Raw genomic sequence first — 16,481 nt, forward strand, 5'->3', positions numbered from 1 at the left:
CAACCAACTAGCTTAGTTATCTCTCGTTTTTACTGTTTTTGGTTTATTCAACCGTTCTTAAAAATGTAAAGAATTTTCGAGAATCGTATGTGTTTCACTGTTTAGTTATCAAGGTTGTCTGTCTTGCGACAGCTTTGCTATTTTATCATGTTGTTTTTAGTTTGTCAAGAACTTTTTAAGCTTTTTTTCAAACTTTATTTTCAACATTTGTTCTTTTCAACAGCCTTTCGAGTTAATCACAACTCTTTCGTTCTGTCAAGAACTTTTTCTTTCTTTTTTCGAAAGAAACGGAGAAGGAGGGATTTGAACCCTCGCGCCGCTATTAACGACCTACTCCCTTTCCAGGGGAGCCCCTTCGGCCAGCTTGGGTACTTCTCCAAATTGTCCTAGATTCGTTATTTTTCAAAATAACTCTTTTCGCATTCTCATGCTCTTTATCCAGTTTTTAAGTTCTTCACTGAAGAACCTTGTGCATTATATCGCACTTTCTTTTTGTTTGTCAAGTACTTTTTTAGTTTTTTCAAAAACTTTTTTTCAGCAACCTGACGAGCGGAGAGAGTGGGATTCGAACCCACGCGCCCTTGCGGACAAACGGTTTTCAAGACCGCCTCGTTATGACCACTTCGATATCTCTCCATATGTTGTTGTTTGCGTTCGTTGTGTTCTCACCGCCGACGCAAGTGATATTTTAGCACTAAAGTATTCACCTGTCAACAACTTTTTTACATTTTTTTCATTTTTTATTTCCAGTTTCTGTTTTTCCCTGCAAAATCCGCATAAATACGGCATTTGCAGGGATCCAGTTTTTTTGAAAACCCTGTGATTTTATCAAAAAATCTTCTTGCCGACACATTAATGTTTCAAAAATTCTTCCGCAATATCCAGATCTTCCGGTGTGGTGATCTTAATGTTCTGATAAGAACCTTTTGCCAGAGCAACCTTTACTCCTGTCTCCTGCTCTACCACCATAGCATCATCTGTGATCTTACTCATATCTTTCCGACGAATACTGTCATGTGCCCCACGGATCAGTGAATAAGAAAAAATCTGTGGAGTCTGAATGGTCCATACGCATTTTCTGTCTGGCGTTTCTTTTACATATCCTTCGGCATCAGAAAGTTTAACCGTGTCTTTGGACGGCATGCCGATCACACATGCACCTGTTTCTTTCACTTTCTGCAGGCCACGTTCAATGATTTTTTCTGTTATAAAAGGTCTCGCACCGTCATGGATCAATACATACTCACAGTCTCTGCACTCACAGAGTCCTGCATAGACAGAGTCGTAGCGTTCTTTTCCACCCGGAATTACTGCTGACACTTTTGTAAATCCATATTTCTGTACGATTTCTTCTTTACAGTAGGATATAGACTCCTCACCTGTTACAAGAATGATATCCCGGATCAGCGGACTCTCCTGAAAACAGCGCAGGGAATAATACAAGACCGGGTAGCCCTGTATCTCCAGAAACTGTTTCTGTATTTTGCTGTGCATTCTTTTTCCCTGTCCTGCTGCCAGAATAATGGCTGTATTTTTCCCCGCCATTCTAGCGTTCTCCCAGTTTAAGATTCGGTACAGCATTCAGGTCCCATCCATGGCGTGTACCTTTGATATATTCATAATAAGCCGCTACGCCGATCATCGCTGCATTATCTGTACAGAAAATCGGTGACGGACGGTAGAAGCTGTAGTTATTTTTCTTACAAGCTTCTTCCATCGCTGCTCTTAATGTTCCATTGGAAGCCACTCCACCTGCGATTGCAATCTTGTTCATTCCATAATCTTTTGCAGCAAGCATCGTATGTTCCACCAATACATCAACAACTGCTTTCTGGAAAGATGCAGCCAGATCAGCTCTGTTAACTTCTTCTCCTGTCATCTGGGCATGATTAATATAATTTAATACCGCAGATTTCACACCGCTGAAGCTGAAATCATATGGGCAGTCCCCAATCTTAGCCTTAGGAAATTCGATTGCATCCGGATTTCCCTCTTTTGAAAGTTTATCAACCTTTGGTCCTCCCGGATAGCCCAGACCGATTGCTCTTGCAACTTTATCAAAAGCTTCTCCTGCAGCATCATCACGGGTACGTCCCAGAATTTCAAATTCGCCATAATCCTTGACAATTACAAGGTGTGTATGTCCGCCTGATACGATCAGACAGAGAAATGGCGGTTCCAGATCCGGATGTTCAATATAATTTGCAGACACGTGTCCTTCAATATGATGAACTCCTACCAATGGAAGTTTCTTTGCATAAGCGATTGCTTTTGCTTCTGCCACGCCCACCAGAAGTGCACCTACCAGTCCCGGACCGTAGGTGACACCAATTGCATCCAGATCATCGAGAGTTACTCCTGCATCTGACAGAGCCTGCTCAATTACCTGATTGATTTTTTCAATATGTTTACGGGAAGCAATTTCCGGAACTACTCCGCCGTATAAAGTATGGAGAGCGATCTGTGAGGAGATCACATTTGACAGAATGGTTCTGCCGTTTTTGACAACTGAAGCTGCGGTCTCATCACAGGAACTCTCAATTGCGAGAATTAATGTATCTTTCATTTTTTATTCCTCATAATATCTGCACTATCTTTGATTTGGTCTCCTGAAATCGCAGGTCCGAAAAATGTAAACTGAGCCAAAAAAATCTCGGTTTCAATAGATCTGACCTCCGATATCATCTTATTCTTCTTCAAAATTTAATTCAACACTCTTGCCATCTTTTCCCGGATATGCATTTGGAAAAATCTCGCGGACTTTATCCATAAATTCATCCGGTCTGACCAGAGATGGACTGTAATGTGTCAGCCACATTTCCTGTACCTGTGCATCACGGGCCAGAACTGCTGCCTCACGGAACGTCATATGCTTGTATCCGCGTGCTTTGTCTGCTTTATCATCTTCTCCGTACATTCCTTCGCAGATAAACAGGTCTGAATCCTTTGCGTTGCGCAGAATAGACTCTGTCGGTCTGGTATCTGTTGTATAAGTAAGTTTGATTCCCTTTCTTGCAGGGCCAAGTACCATCTCCGGTGTATAGGTAATGCCGTCTGCTTCGATGGTCTGCCCTTTCTGAAGAGGATTCCAGTATTTCAACGGGATTTCCTGCTCTTTCGCTCTCTCTGCTGAGAATTTTCCCTGACGCAGGATCTCAAGGGTATAGCCATAGCAAAGTACATTATGGTTTACTTTAAAAGCCGTGATCCGATAGCCATTTAATTCAATGACCTGCTCAGGCTGTGTGATTTCAATAAATTTAATTTCAAATGGAAGTTCCGGTGCGATCACGCGGAGCGCATTAACTACTCTTTCCAGACCTTTTGGTCCTATAAGAGTCAACGGCTCTGTACGGTCGGCATTTCCCATAGTAAGAAGAAGTCCCGGAAGTCCGCTGATGTGATCGCCATGATAATGAGTAAAACAGATCACATCAATAGGTTTAAAACTCCATCCTTTTTCTTTGATTGCTACCTGAGTACCTTCACCACAGTCGATAAGCAGACTGCTTCCGTTATACCTTGTCATAAGTGCAGTCAGCCACCTGCGCGGCAAAGGCATCATTCCTCCGGTTCCAACTAAACATACATCTAACATATATTATATATTTCCTCTGTTTTCCAGCTGTCTGCTGCTTTTTCAGTCATTATATTTCTGACAGCTGATTCTTTCTGCTACGATTTTTAATTTTTCAGATACTAAAACTAAAAGTTCAAAGATCCTATCTTTATAACAGGATCTTTGAACCTGTTAAACATCTATTGAGGATGACGTGTCATAAGTAGTGCGTCCTCTACAGGATCACTATAATATGCCTTGCGGATCCCGTCTCTGGTAAATCCCATACGTTCATAGAGACGGATTGCAGTCTCATTTCCTACGCGGACTTCCAGATGGATGGTTGTAACATCCTGTTCTGTCGCAAGACGGATCAGACTCTGCATCAGAAAAGCACCGATTCCTTCTCTCTGCCGGTCTCTACGCACCGCCACATTCGTGATATCTCCCTCATCCAGAACCATTAAAAGACCACAGTAACCCAGAATTTTTTCTTTCTCTTCTACTACCAGAAACATGGCATCATCCCTTGTCAGGAAAGTAAAGAATCCCTCTTTTGTCCATGGCACATGAAAAAGATCCTGCTCGATCTCCATCACCTGATCCAGGTCATCTACAAGCATTTCCCTCAGGATCATATCTCTGCACCCGCCTGTTTCTGTACTTTCTCTCTCTGCACGTTCACGTTCTGCCTGAGATACACGGAGATACTCAGGAACATGTTCCATAGCAGTCTCTGTGCGTCCTTCTTTATAATAAATGCTTCCAAGAGCAGCTACTGCTGCAGCTCTCTGTTTATTTACATGCGCCGGTGCAAAGGAATATGGCACCTGCAGTTTCTCTGCGATCAGGTCGCGAAATACAGGTACGCCATCTCCTAAAAACGTAACCATCTCGCCTCTGTGGTTCAGTTCTTCCAGCAGTTCCTCGATCGGTGCTGCCCACTGTTCCTTCAATGTTACAAACTGATGTTCCTCAAATCTGTAGATTCCTGTGTACACCTGTTTTCTTCTGGCATCCATGATCGGGCAGATTACTCCCTGTGCATCATAAAGATTATATGCCAGTGCATCTACTGTCGGTACTGCTACCAGTGGTTTCTTCAGTGCAAGTCCCAGTCCTTTCGCAGTTGCTGAACCGATACGGAGTCCTGTAAAAGATCCCGGACCTGCTGCCACTGCGATGGCATCTATGGATTCCAGATCCAGTTCTGTCATCTTCACAATCTCATCCAGCATCGGAAGCAAAGTCTGAGAATGTGTTTTCTTATAATTTACAGTATATTCAGCCAGTAGTGTATCATCCTCCACAACTGCTACAGATGCTACGATCCCTGAGCTGTCCAAAGCTAAAATTTTCATTTCTACCTCCTGACTGTCTTTCTACAATAACAGTCTTCTAAACTATAGCCTTTTGTTTTCAGGCTGTATTCTGCACTGCTGTCTGTATTTTTACTTTGTACAGATGCTGTGCTTTCATTTTCCTCGGATCAGGCTTCTTCCAGACCGGTTACCGTGATCCTTCTGTAATCAAAACCTTTTTCCAGATCTTTCTCTATAGTTACTTTGATCAGATTTTCTGGAAGAATCTCTTCGATCAGATTCGCCCATTCGATTAGACAGATTCCCTGTCCGAAGAAATAGTCATCATATCCGATCTCTTCCATCTCTTCAATATCACCGATACGGTAAACATCGAAATGATATAATGGAAGACGTCCGCTCTCATATTCCTGAATGATCGTGAATGTCGGACTGCAGATAGGCTCTGTAATTCCAAGTCCTGCCGCAACCCCCTGGGTAAATACAGTTTTTCCAACTCCCAGATCACCTGTCAGAGTGTAGATCTGACCCGGTTTTGCATTCTCTCCGATCTTCTTTCCCACATCAAATGTTTCCTGTGGTGTTCTTGTCTCTATAATCATCTTTTCCACCTTTTTCTTGCAGAATTGTTCTTTGCATATTATAATAGAGCGAACAGGGAAATACAATACTTTTTGAAAAGGAGACTTGAAACTATGGCAAATCCAGTAGTTACAATTACCATGGACAATGGCGATGTGATGAAGGCAGAATTATATCCTGAGATCGCACCGAATACAGTTAACAACTTTATCAGTCTCGTAAAGAAAGGCTTCTATGACGGACTGATCTTCCACCGTGTTATCAACGGATTTATGATCCAGGGCGGATGCCCGGACGGAACCGGTATGGGCGGCCCGGGATACAGCATTAAGGGTGAATTTACTCAGAACAGATTTAAGAATGATCTGAAGCACACAGCAGGTGTTCTTTCCATGGCACGTGCTATGCATCCAAACTCAGCAGGAAGCCAGTTCTTTATCATGCATAAAGACGCTCCACATCTTGACGGTGCTTATGCTGCATTCGGTAAGATCACAGAAGGTATGGACGTTGTAAACCGTATCGCAGAAGAAGATACTGATTACAGTGACCGTCCGCTTGATGAGCAGAAGATCAAATCCATGACAGTCGATACTTTCGGTGTTGATTATCCGGAACCGGAGAAATGCTGATCAGCTCAGACAATTAATAGGTATATCTGTAATTAGCAGAAATGCCCAGTAATTATTATACCCCATGCAGCACTTCCACTGTATGGGGTATATTTATATCTTCTTTACTCATAATCATAATAATGTTCTGTCTGCTTCGATTTTCATCTTAACAGATTACTATTATAGGCTTTCTGCTTTAGCAGAGATCCCGGACATCTCAGTCTGCAAATACCTTCACTTCGCCATCGATCACTGCATAGTAAAGGTCTTTCTCTTTCTTCATCTTCGCTCTTCCGTTTGTTCCCTCTGTGATTGCTTTCTCTACAGATGCGATCTGATCTGACGGAACCAGCAGATGCAGAACTACTCTGTCTGTGTATTCAGAATCCAGGATTGGAAGCTTCTGCTCTCCTGCAATGTACTGAATCTTACCGATTCCTGTATAATCTGTGATCACTTCCATGGAAATCCCATATGTTTTCTCTATTACTGTACTGGCTGCAAGTCCTTCCTGAAGACTCTTTGAATATGCTCTGACAAGTCCGCCAGTTCCAAGCAGCACCCCACCGAAATATCTGGTAACTACAGCTGCCACATTATAAATATCTTCCCCCAGAATCACATCCAGCATCGGTCTGCCCGCTGTTCCTGACGGTTCGCCATCGTCACTGCATCTGGTATATTCCCGGTTCTTTCCCACAGAATACACATAACAGTTATGTCTGGCATCCCAGTATTTCTTCTTCATTTCCTCTATAAAAGCCAGAGCTTCCTCTTCTGTTTCCACAGGGCGTACAGTTGCAATAAATCTGGACTTTTTTTCCACGATTTCACCCTCGCCGCCTTCATAGACTGTCTTATATTTCTCAAGCATATATAATACTCCTCTTTCCATTCTCTTATTGACCCAGTGTACCATGAATTACAAAAATGTGCCAGCACAGTGTATACTTATCCTGTAAAAAAACACAATAACCATTAAAAAGCCACAAAAGCAATTGTGAATTTTTATTTTTCTGCTTTATTTACTTATTCTTATTTGATATAATAGAACGGATTATAAAGGAGGTTTAACATGAACTACGGTAAAAAGTCGACTGCAAAGAAGCGGACTGCGCTGATTTCCCGTTCTTCCATGATGGGAAAACGAGCAAGAGTTTCTTTCATCAGAGTCCTGTTCGTATCACTGATCGCACTCTGCATCGCAGTAACCTGCCTGGGTGTGGGGTCATTCAGAGGCGTGATCGATAATGCTCCTGATGTGAATGATATTGATATTATGCCTTTGGGCTATGCAACATTTCTTTACGACGACGCCGGAAATCAGATCCGTAAGCTGGCCGCACCGGATTCTAACCGACTGCCAGTTACTCTGGATCAAATTCCTGTAGATCTGCAGCATGCAGTAGTCGCCATTGAGGATGAACGATTTTATGAACATAATGGTATTGATGTGAAAGGTATTCTCCGTGCAGGAGTAAAAGCTATCACCACCGGAGATTTTTCCGAGGGTGCCAGTACAATTACTCAGCAGCTTCTGAAGAATAACGTATTCACAAACTGGACCAGCGAGTCTACTCAGCTTGAGCGATTCACACGTAAGTTCCAGGAACAGTACCTTGCCATTCAAGTTGAAAAGAAAACCAGCAAAGATACTATCCTTGAGAACTATCTGAACACAATTAACCTTGGTGCTGGATCCTACGGTGTACAGGCAGCTGCTCGACAATATTTCGACAAAGATGTATGGGATCTGAATCTGTCCGAATGTGCAACTCTGGCAGGTATCACACAGAACCCTACCAAATTTAACCCGATCACCAATCCTGACAGCAACCAGAAGAGACGTAAAGAAGTTCTCCAGCATATGCTGGATCAGAACTATATTACTCAGGAACAGTACGATGATGCTCTGGCGGATGATGTTTACTCCCGTATTCAGGCAGCGCAGGAAAAGAATTCCAGCACTGAGAATACAGTTTACACCTACTTCGAAGATGAGCTGACAGACCAGATCATTAATGACCTGATGAATATTAAGGGTTATACCAAGACTCAGGCAACCAACCTTCTGTACAGCGGTGGACTTAAAGTATATACAACACAGGATTCCACAATCCAGAATATCCTGGATGAGGAATATTCTAATCCTTCTAATTTCCCGGACGAGGTTCAGTACGAACTTGACTACGCACTGACCGTTACAGACCCGGACGGAAATCAGGTAAACTACAGTAAAGAAATGCTACAGCTATATTTCCAGAATGAAGATCCAAGTTTCGATCTTCTCTTCGATTCTCCGGAAGAAGGACAGACTTATGTAGACAGATACAAAGCAAGCATTCTTGCAGACGGAAGCAAAGTTGTTGCAGAACGTGTGAATTTCGCTCCGCAGCCACAGTCTTCCATGAGTGTCATTGATCAGCATACCGGCTATGTCAAAGCTCTCATCGGCGGACGCGGTGAGAAAACCGCCAGCCTGACTTTGAACCGTGCAACAGATACTACCCGTCAGCCTGGTTCTACATTTAAAATTGTTTCCACTTACGCACCTGCTTTAAACGAAAAAGGCATGTCTCTGGCAACAACTTTTGAAGATGAACCTTATGAATATCCGGATGGTTCTCCTGTAAACAATGCGACCCGTTCTTACAACGGAACCACAACAATCCGTACAGCAATCCAGAATTCCATCAACGTTGTAGCAGTTAAATGTCTGGAAGAGGTAACTCCTGAACTTGGATTAAAATATCTCGATAATTTCGGATTTACAACTCTTGCTCACGGAACCGAGGCAGATACAGATGCCAACGGTAATGTATGGAGTGATGCAAACCTTGCAACTGCACTTGGCGGTATCACCAAGGGCGTCACAAACGTAGAACTGTGCGCATCCTATGCAGCAATCGCAAATGGTGGAAATTATATCAAACCGATTTATTACACCAAAATCCTTGACCATAACGGAAATGTCCTGATTGAGAATACTTCCGCAGAACGATCCGTAATCAAGGAAAGCACTGCTTATCTTCTTACCAGCGCAATGGAAGATGTTGTTAAGAAAGGTACCGGTACTGCCTGCCAGCTTGATAATATGGCAGTTGCAGGTAAAACAGGTACAACCGAAGCATATAACGACTTATGGTTTGTAGGTTATACTCCATATTACACATGTGCTGTATGGTCTGGTTACGACAACAATGAGAAATTACCGGATTACGCACGTAACTTCCACAAAGCTTTATGGAAAAAGGTTATGACACGAATTCACGAGGGACTTCCTTCAAAAGAATTCGAGAAACCTGCAAGTGTAGAAAAATTAAGTGTATGCTCCGAAACCGGACTTCTTCCAAGAGCCGGTTGTCCTGTGATCACAGAGTACTTTGATGTAGGTACTATGCCAACTGAATATTGCGATCAGCATTTCTATGACAGTGATTATGATGAGTACGATAATAGCTATGATAATACCGCTGATTCTTCAGATCAGCAGGACGGAAATACTGATACTGACACTGATAACAATGGAACCGACAATAATGGTGATAACACTGATAACACCGATAATGGTGATAATGGTGATAACGGTGATTATGATAATAATGGCGGCGACAATGGTGATGGCGATAATGGTGGTGGCGATACTGACGATGCCTACCAAATCGATTATTAATTTTATATCCTGCAGCAGTTCACTCCTGCTGCAGGATATTTTTATGTCGTAGAAGATTGTTGCTCCGCAATGTTTCAATAATAAAAAGATTGCGCAAAATTGCATTCCAATGGCGGGGAATTATATCGTTGAATCATCCGTTGCAGACAAAAAATCCTGTTAGCAGAATTCTTTCTTGTAATATAAAAAATCCACAATCTCTGCATCTGCTGAGACTGTGGATTTTTTATTATATCATTTCTGAATCTATATACTTTTTATGCTTCTTTAATAACCATACGTGCGGATCCATAGATACCTGCATCATTTCCAAGGTTTGCAAGAATGATCGGTGTTTCCTTGCATGCTGAGAATGCATATTTCTTATAATATTTCTGGATACAGTCGATCAATGGCTGTCCTGCTTTGGAAACGCCGCCGCCGATAACGATTGCTTCAGGGTCTGTAACGCATGCAAACATAGCAAGTGTTCCGCCAAGCATTTCGCCAACCTGAGCCATAACATCGCATGCGACTTTATCACCATCCTTAAATGCGTCCAAAACATTCTTTGCTGAAAGTTTTGCACATTTGCGAAGTACAGAATCTTCTTCTGTAGCTGTCAGAGTTCTCTGAGCTACACGTACGATACCAGTTGCAGATGCATACTGCTCCAGGCATCCGCAGTTTCCGCAGTTGCATGCTTCTTTTTCTTCATGATTTACTGCTGCATGACCGATTTCTCCGCCTGCACCATGAGCGCCGCCTACGATCTTTCCATCAACGATAATTCCGCCGCCTACGCCTGTTCCAAGAGTTACAAGGATTACATTCTTAGAACCCGCTGCTGCACCTTTCCAAGCTTCTCCAAGCGCTGCTACATTGGCATCGTTTCCTGCTTTGGATTCAAGGCCTGTCAGTTCTGTCAGTTCTTTTGTAACTGCTTTAAATCCCCAGTAAAGGTTTACTGCGCATGGCACTTCACCTCTTTCATTAACCGGTCCAGGAACACCGATTCCTACACCGTCAATGTCTTCTTTATCCAGTTTACGCTCTGCAATCTTGTCCAGAATTGTTTTCGCAATATCCGGAATAATTGCCTCACCTTTATTCTCTTTGCGGGTTGGAATCTCCCATTTCTCAACTAAAACTCCATCTGTCTGAAAGAGTCCACATTTTACAGATGTACCGCCAACATCAATTCCAAAACAATACTTTCCCATGATAACCTCCAAATTACTATACTATATTACAGCTGCCGTCTTCGCTGTATACGGCAGCTACTTATCTACTGTTAAGATCAGTTACCGTTTCATCTGTGAAAAGTAACTATTTTTACTCCTTACAGTAAATTTCATTTTATCTCTCCTCACGTTTCTTAGCAAGGTTTGCCTGAACACGCTTGTACAGTTCTTCTGCCGCATTGTAGCCCATCTTCTTCTGTCTGTGGTTGACTGCCGCAGATTCAACGATGATGGCAAGGTTACGACCAGGACGGATTGGCAGAGAATGGCATACAATCTTGTTTCCAAGATATTCTGTGTACTCCTCATGCAGTCCCAGACGGTCGTATTCTTTTTCTTTGTCCCACTCTTCCAGTTTGATAACAAGGTCTACAGACTGGGTATCCTTAACACTCTCAACACCGAACAGAGTCTTGACATCGATGATGCCGATGCCACGAAGTTCAATGAAGTGACGTGTGATATCAGGAGCAGAACCTACCAGTGTTACATCACTGACTTTACGAAGTTCTACAACATCATCACTGACAAGACGGTGTCCACGTTTGATCAGTTCCAGAGCAGCCTCACTCTTACCGATCCCGCTCTCACCTGTGATCAGGACACCTTCACCATATACATCCACAAGTACGCCATGGATGGAAATACACGGTGCAAGCTGTACACCAAGCCAGCGGATGATCTCTGCCATGAAGCTGGATGTGGTACGCTCTGTCACAAATGTCGGAACATTATATTTAACAGCAAGATCGATCATATCCTGTGACGGTCTTGTCATTGTACTGAAGATTACGCAAGGGATCTTGCTGGAAATAAATCTCTCATATTTGAATTTCCGTTCTTCATCGCTGAGCTGCATCAGATACGTATATTCTACATATCCGATGATCTGTACACGTTCATTTGCAAAATGCTCCAGATATCCGGTCAGCTGCAGCGCCGGTCTGTTGATCTCGGCTGTCTTGATCACAATCTCAGACAGGTCAATTTCAGGAGTCAGATTGTGAAGTCCCAATTCCTGAACTAATTTTGTCAACTGTACACCCTTCATTTGTTTCTCCTTTTCAGTTCAAAATTTTACGTTATTTTTATTATATCACATCATTGTGCGCAACTTCAATTGCAAATAGCAGATAGTAGTTGGGTAACATGTAGAAGATTAGGAGAATGTTTCTACATATTTTATAAATTACTGATTGTTTTTCCACATCAGATAAAAAATCTCCACCAAAACCAGACTAATCTTTCGTTATTTATTTTCTGCAGGTACATGGAAAAACTCATAAACTTTTTGCGCACTTCCTGCATTCATGCTTTCTGTCTGCGCCAGTTCTTCCAGGGACGCATCTCTGATATTCTCAATGGATTTAAACTTTCTCATCAGTGCTTTTCTTCTCGTATCTCCGATTCCCGGGATGTCGTCCAGCAGAGAATGTACCTGATCTTTGCTTCGCAGAGAACGGTGGAATTCAATTGCAAAGCGGTGTGCCTCATCCTGGATTCTGGTGATCAGCCGGAAGCCTTCGCTATTGGTATCAATAGGGATCTCCAGATTATTATAATACAGTCCGCGTGTTCTGTGGTGGTCATCTTTGACCATGCCGCAGACTGGAATATCAAGCCCCAGATCTCCCAGTACTTTCAGAGCGATATTCACCTGACCCCGGCCACCATCCATCAGGATCAGGTCCGGCATGATGGAGAAGCTGTCGAACTCGTCTTTTCCCTCATGGGTGAAACGTCTGGTAAGTACCTCCTCCATACTTGCGTAATCATTTGGTCCCTGCACCCATTTAATTTTGAATTTACGGTAATCGCTGCGTTTTGGCTTACCTTTTTCATAGACAATCATAGAACCGACAGATTCGAAACCGCTGATATTGGAAATATCGTAAGCCTCCATTCGTCGGATGTCTGACAGACCAAGCCAGTCTTCCACTTCATGGACCGCACCGATAGTTCTGCCCTCTTCACGTTTAATCCGCTCTCTGTCCTTATCCAGAACCATCTTTGCGTTCTCTTCTGCCAGTTCTACCAGTTTCTCTTTCGTACCTTTCTTCGGTACGCGAATATAAACACGCTGTTTTCTTCTTGCAGTAAGCCATTCCTCGATGATCTGTGCATCCTCAATTTCTTTCTGCAGCATAATTTCGCGCGGAATAAACGGCGTCCCCGCATAGAACTGTTTCATAAAGCTGGACAGCACCTGTGCTTTCGTATCACCACGTGCCACACGCAGATAGAAATGCTCTCGTCCGATCAGCTTGCCATCACGGACAAAGAATACCTGAACAACTGCATCCTGTTCCCTCAGATCAAGACTCTCATCCATTGCCACTGCAATGATATCCTTATCCTCTTCGCCATAGCTTGTAATCTTCTGACGCTCTCCAATCTTCTGAATACTGCGTATCAGGTCTCGATATTCCATGGCATCCTCAAACCGCATTTCCTCTGATGCTGCCATCATTTTGTCTGTCAGCATATCTATTGTATCCTGAAAATCCCCATTGAGAAATTTCAGCAACTCTGTGATATTTTTCTTATATTCTTCTGAGCTTACATATCCCTGACAGGGAGCCGTGCACTGCTTCATATGATAATACAGACACGGACGGTCTTTTCCACAATCTCTCGGCAGCACACGATTGCAGGAACGAACTTTATAGATCTTGCGAACCAGCTCGATCACATCTTTTACTGCCCCTGCACTTGTATATGGTCCGAAATACTTTGCCTTATCCTTCTTCATTCTTCTGGCAAAAAGAACTCTGGGATATTCTTCATTGACTGTTACTTTAATAAACGGATAACTCTTGTCATCCTTGAGCATGGTATTATACTTTGGTCTATGCTCTTTGATCAGATTACACTCCAACACAAGAGCTTCCAGTTCCGAGTCCGTAATAATGTATTCAAATCTGGTGATGTGAGTGACCATCTGCTCAATCTTTGCCCCTTTATTTCTGCTGCTCTGGAAGTACTGGCGAACTCTGTTTTTCAGGCTGATGGCCTTTCCCACATAAATGATCTCATCTTTCTCCCCATGCATAATATAAACTCCCGGTTTCCCCGGAAGCTTCTTCAGTTCCTCTTCTATCTGAAACATAAAATTTCCTCCATTTTATGATCCTAATATACTAACAAGAGCCGGGATATTTCCCGGCTCTGTTATTGTATCACTGAATCTCTGTCTTATCCAGCGTTACTGTATTCTCTTTTGAATCTAAATCTGTTTCTTTGACCTGATCTACAGTTGGTTCCATTGTTGATTTCTCTGCAGATCCTTCCGGTTTGTCTTCTGTTTTCTCCGGGATCACCAGATCATCCAGATTCTCAGGAATCTCGATCCCGCGTTCTACTGCGCGGAAGATCTTCATGAATTCCTTACCTGTGATGGTTTCTCTGCGGATCAGATAGTCAGCGATCTTATCCAGTGCTTCTCTGTGGCCGCCGATGAGTCTCTTGGCTTCTTCATAGGAATTGTGGAGAAGTACCATAACTTCATGGTCAACCTCTGTAGCAGTATCATCGCCGCAGTTTAATATTGTTCTGCCGCTGAGATACTGATTCTCCTGCGTTGCCAGTCCCATCAGACCGAACTTCTCGGACATGCCGTACTGTGTGATCATTGCACGTGCCACCTTGGTAGCCTGTTCAATATCATTTGCAGCACCAGTAGTTACTGTGTCAAATACCAGCTCCTCTGCGGCACGTCCACCAAGATATCCCACAAGCATTGCTTCCAGTTCTTTCTTGGTATTGAGATATTTCTCCTCTTCCGGCACCTGCATTACATAGCCAAGTGCGCCCATTGTTCTCGGTACAATGGTGATCTTCTGTACAGGCTCTGCATCTTTCTGCAGGGCGCTTACCAGTGCATGTCCAACCTCATGGTAAGATACGATCCTGCGCTCCTGCGCACTGAGGATCCTGTCTTTCTTTTCTTTACCTACCAGAACAACCTCTACTGCTTCCAGCAGGTCTTTCTGGGATACTGCACTGCGTCCACTCTTAACTGCGAGAATTGCAGCTTCATTGATCATATTTGCCAGATCAGATCCCACTGCTCCGGAAGTTGCAAGTGCAATATTCTCAAAGTCAACCGTTTCATCCAGATGTACATTTCTGGCATGTACTTTCAGGATCTCGATCCTTCCTTTCAGGTCCGGACGGTCAACGATCACTCGTCTGTCAAAACGTCCCGGACGGAGAAGTGCTGGGTCAAGAACTTCCGGACGGTTGGTAGCTGCCAGGATCAGAAGCCCCTTGGAAGTATCAAAACCATCCATTTCGGCAAGCAGCTGGTTCAATGTCTGCTCACGCTCGTCATTGCCGCCGCCATAATGGGAATCACGGCTCTTACCAATCGCATCGATCTCATCGATAAAGATGATACACGGCGCATTCTTCTTCGCTTCCTCAAACAGGTCGCGGACACGGGATGCACCCACACCGACAAACATCTCCACAAACTCAGAACCTGACAGGGAGAAGAACGGCACATGTGCCTCTCCTGCTACTGCTTTTGCCAAAAGTGTTTTACCGGTTCCCGGAGGGCCTACAAGCAGGGCACCTTTCGGGAGCTTGGCTCCGATCGTCGTGTATTTTCCCGGATTGTGCAGGAAATCAACAACTTCCTGAAGTGATTCTTTCGCTTCATCCTGTCCTGCCACATCCTTGAACGTAATTCCTGTGTCTTTCTGAATATAGGCTTTCGCACGGCTCTTGCCAACGCCCATCATTCCGCCGCCTTTATTCATGCGGCGCATAAATACCATCAGAAGTACAAAGAGCAGAATCGTTGGCAGAAGCACACTGACCAGCATGGAAATAATTTCCCCTGCTGCATCCGGTTTCTTATACTCAAACTTGATTCCTGTTCCCTCAAGTCTCTCAGTCAGTTTATCCACTGACTCCATCTGATTGGCATAATAAACATCTTCTGAAAATCCTGATGACTGATGTTTCGGCGTGATGGTCAGTGTCTCTGACTGAAGAGTTACCTCTTTCACATCTCCATCCTCTACCATCTCAATAAACTCATCGTAAGTAATCTCACTGGAATTGTCTTTAAGCATATTGGTGAACATGGCGAAACATACTAAAGTAATCAGGAGGCATACCAGAAAAGCCAGAATCGACTGATGATTTTTATTCGGATCCTGTTTGCCAGGACCTTTATTATTATCAGGACGATTGCCATTCGGATTATTGTCCATATGATTATTCCTCCTAAACGTTATCGTTCTTATTATAAAGAGAATTTGGGTATAAATCAACCGGGAGATTGTGAAAATTGCGTTACTACTTACATTTTCCGCTTCCTGAGCCACTGTTTTCTGTGTAAAAGTTTCTAAAATTTTTTGATAAGCAGACTCCCCGGACAAGTATCTCAATTTCGCAAAATGCATTCCGGTTGTGCATATCTTTCTATAAATCTGAGAAAATTCCTCTGAACTTTTACAAATTCACCTGTTACAAATGGCTTCATTTGTAGTATACTAT

General features: G+C 43.2%; 12 protein-coding genes and 2 tRNA genes. 2 read left to right on the top strand and 12 right to left on the bottom strand.

Translation table 11 applies throughout. The features are described 5' to 3' along the window. Nucleotides 1-288 precede the first annotated feature (288 nt). The 7 genes from KQI87_RS14520 to tsaE form a co-directional block, all read right to left on the bottom strand. Nucleotides 289-378 (bottom strand) — tRNA-Ser (locus KQI87_RS14520). Between the two features lie 172 nt (nt 379-550). Continuing rightward, nucleotides 551-636 (bottom strand) — tRNA-Ser (locus KQI87_RS14525). Between the two features lie 216 nt (nt 637-852). Beyond that, complete coding sequence (gene ispD, locus KQI87_RS14530; RefSeq protein WP_216460759.1) at nt 853-1,545, bottom strand: 2-C-methyl-D-erythritol 4-phosphate cytidylyltransferase; 693 nt, start codon at nt 1,543-1,545, stop codon at nt 853-855. 1 nt (nt 1,546) lies between these two features. Continuing rightward, nucleotides 1,547-2,566: a tRNA (adenosine(37)-N6)-threonylcarbamoyltransferase complex transferase subunit TsaD gene (tsaD, locus tag KQI87_RS14535; protein ID WP_216460760.1), complete on the bottom strand. Its 1,020-nt coding sequence runs from the start codon at nt 2,564-2,566 to the stop codon at nt 1,547-1,549. Nucleotides 2,567-2,686: 120 nt separating this feature from the next. Then, nucleotides 2,687-3,598 carry a ribonuclease Z gene (locus KQI87_RS14540; RefSeq protein WP_216460761.1) on the bottom strand — a complete coding sequence of 304 codons (912 nt, stop codon included), beginning with the start codon at nt 3,596-3,598 and terminating at the stop codon, nt 2,687-2,689. Between the two features lie 161 nt (nt 3,599-3,759). Then, the gene (tsaB, locus tag KQI87_RS14545) at nt 3,760-4,920 is read right to left on the bottom strand and encodes a tRNA (adenosine(37)-N6)-threonylcarbamoyltransferase complex dimerization subunit type 1 TsaB (RefSeq protein ID WP_216460762.1); all 1,161 of its coding nucleotides are present in this window, start codon (nt 4,918-4,920) and stop codon (nt 3,760-3,762) included. 128 nt (nt 4,921-5,048) lie between these two features. After that, nucleotides 5,049-5,483 carry a tRNA (adenosine(37)-N6)-threonylcarbamoyltransferase complex ATPase subunit type 1 TsaE gene (tsaE, locus tag KQI87_RS14550; RefSeq protein ID WP_216460763.1) on the bottom strand — a complete coding sequence of 145 codons (435 nt, stop codon included), beginning with the start codon at nt 5,481-5,483 and terminating at the stop codon, nt 5,049-5,051. Between the two features lie 93 nt (nt 5,484-5,576). Between tsaE and KQI87_RS14555 the strand changes: the two genes are divergently transcribed. Continuing rightward, nucleotides 5,577-6,095 carry a peptidylprolyl isomerase gene (locus KQI87_RS14555; protein WP_216460764.1) on the top strand — a complete coding sequence of 173 codons (519 nt, stop codon included), beginning with the start codon at nt 5,577-5,579 and terminating at the stop codon, nt 6,093-6,095. A gap of 199 nt (nt 6,096-6,294) precedes the next feature. Here KQI87_RS14555 and KQI87_RS14560 read toward each other — a convergent pair whose 3' ends face one another. Then, nucleotides 6,295-6,951 carry a YigZ family protein gene (locus tag KQI87_RS14560; protein WP_216460765.1) on the bottom strand — a complete coding sequence of 219 codons (657 nt, stop codon included), beginning with the start codon at nt 6,949-6,951 and terminating at the stop codon, nt 6,295-6,297. A gap of 201 nt (nt 6,952-7,152) precedes the next feature. Between KQI87_RS14560 and KQI87_RS14565 the strand changes: the two genes are divergently transcribed. Next, the gene (locus KQI87_RS14565; protein WP_216460766.1) at nt 7,153-9,750 is read left to right on the top strand and encodes a transglycosylase domain-containing protein; all 2,598 of its coding nucleotides are present in this window, start codon (nt 7,153-7,155) and stop codon (nt 9,748-9,750) included. A 257-nt stretch (nt 9,751-10,007) separates the two neighbouring features. Here KQI87_RS14565 and KQI87_RS14570 read toward each other — a convergent pair whose 3' ends face one another. The 4 genes from KQI87_RS14570 to ftsH form a co-directional block, all read right to left on the bottom strand. After that, nucleotides 10,008-10,952, bottom strand: coding sequence for an ROK family glucokinase (locus KQI87_RS14570; RefSeq protein WP_216460767.1), 945 nt, complete (start codon nt 10,950-10,952; stop codon nt 10,008-10,010). Nucleotides 10,953-11,088: 136 nt separating this feature from the next. Beyond that, nucleotides 11,089-12,024 (bottom strand): HPr(Ser) kinase/phosphatase, encoded by a 936-nt coding sequence (hprK, locus tag KQI87_RS14575; RefSeq protein ID WP_216460768.1) that lies wholly within the window; start codon nt 12,022-12,024, stop codon nt 11,089-11,091. Between the two features lie 198 nt (nt 12,025-12,222). Then, nucleotides 12,223-14,082 (bottom strand): excinuclease ABC subunit UvrC, encoded by a 1,860-nt coding sequence (gene uvrC, locus KQI87_RS14580; RefSeq protein WP_216460769.1) that lies wholly within the window; start codon nt 14,080-14,082, stop codon nt 12,223-12,225. 70 nt (nt 14,083-14,152) lie between these two features. Continuing rightward, complete coding sequence (gene ftsH, locus KQI87_RS14585) at nt 14,153-16,195, bottom strand: ATP-dependent zinc metalloprotease FtsH (protein ID WP_216460770.1); 2,043 nt, start codon at nt 16,193-16,195, stop codon at nt 14,153-14,155. Nucleotides 16,196-16,481: the final 286 nt, after the last annotated feature.

This window comes from Blautia sp. MSJ-9 (assembly GCF_018919065.1).
Taxonomy (GTDB): Bacteria; Bacillota; Clostridia; order Lachnospirales; family Lachnospiraceae; genus Blautia_A.

What these genes read in the sequence shown, in the direction of transcription:
- ispD (WP_216460759.1), bottom strand. Translation starts at nt 1,545, where the DNA reads ATGGCGGGGAAAAATACAGCCATTATTCTGGCAGCAGGACAGGGAAAA.
- tsaD (WP_216460760.1), bottom strand. Translation starts at nt 2,566, where the DNA reads ATGAAAGATACATTAATTCTCGCAATTGAGAGTTCCTGTGATGAGACC.
- KQI87_RS14540 (WP_216460761.1), bottom strand. Translation starts at nt 3,598, where the DNA reads ATGTTAGATGTATGTTTAGTTGGAACCGGAGGAATGATGCCTTTGCCG.
- tsaB (WP_216460762.1), bottom strand. Translation starts at nt 4,920, where the DNA reads ATGAAAATTTTAGCTTTGGACAGCTCAGGGATCGTAGCATCTGTAGCA.
- tsaE (WP_216460763.1), bottom strand. Translation starts at nt 5,483, where the DNA reads ATGATTATAGAGACAAGAACACCACAGGAAACATTTGATGTGGGAAAG.
- KQI87_RS14555 (WP_216460764.1), top strand. Translation starts at nt 5,577, where the DNA reads ATGGCAAATCCAGTAGTTACAATTACCATGGACAATGGCGATGTGATG.
- KQI87_RS14560 (WP_216460765.1), bottom strand. Translation starts at nt 6,951, where the DNA reads ATGCTTGAGAAATATAAGACAGTCTATGAAGGCGGCGAGGGTGAAATC.
- KQI87_RS14565 (WP_216460766.1), top strand. Translation starts at nt 7,153, where the DNA reads ATGAACTACGGTAAAAAGTCGACTGCAAAGAAGCGGACTGCGCTGATT.
- KQI87_RS14570 (WP_216460767.1), bottom strand. Translation starts at nt 10,952, where the DNA reads ATGGGAAAGTATTGTTTTGGAATTGATGTTGGCGGTACATCTGTAAAA.
- hprK (WP_216460768.1), bottom strand. Translation starts at nt 12,024, where the DNA reads ATGAAGGGTGTACAGTTGACAAAATTAGTTCAGGAATTGGGACTTCAC.
- uvrC (WP_216460769.1), bottom strand. Translation starts at nt 14,082, where the DNA reads ATGTTTCAGATAGAAGAGGAACTGAAGAAGCTTCCGGGGAAACCGGGA.
- ftsH (WP_216460770.1), bottom strand. Translation starts at nt 16,195, where the DNA reads ATGGACAATAATCCGAATGGCAATCGTCCTGATAATAATAAAGGTCCT.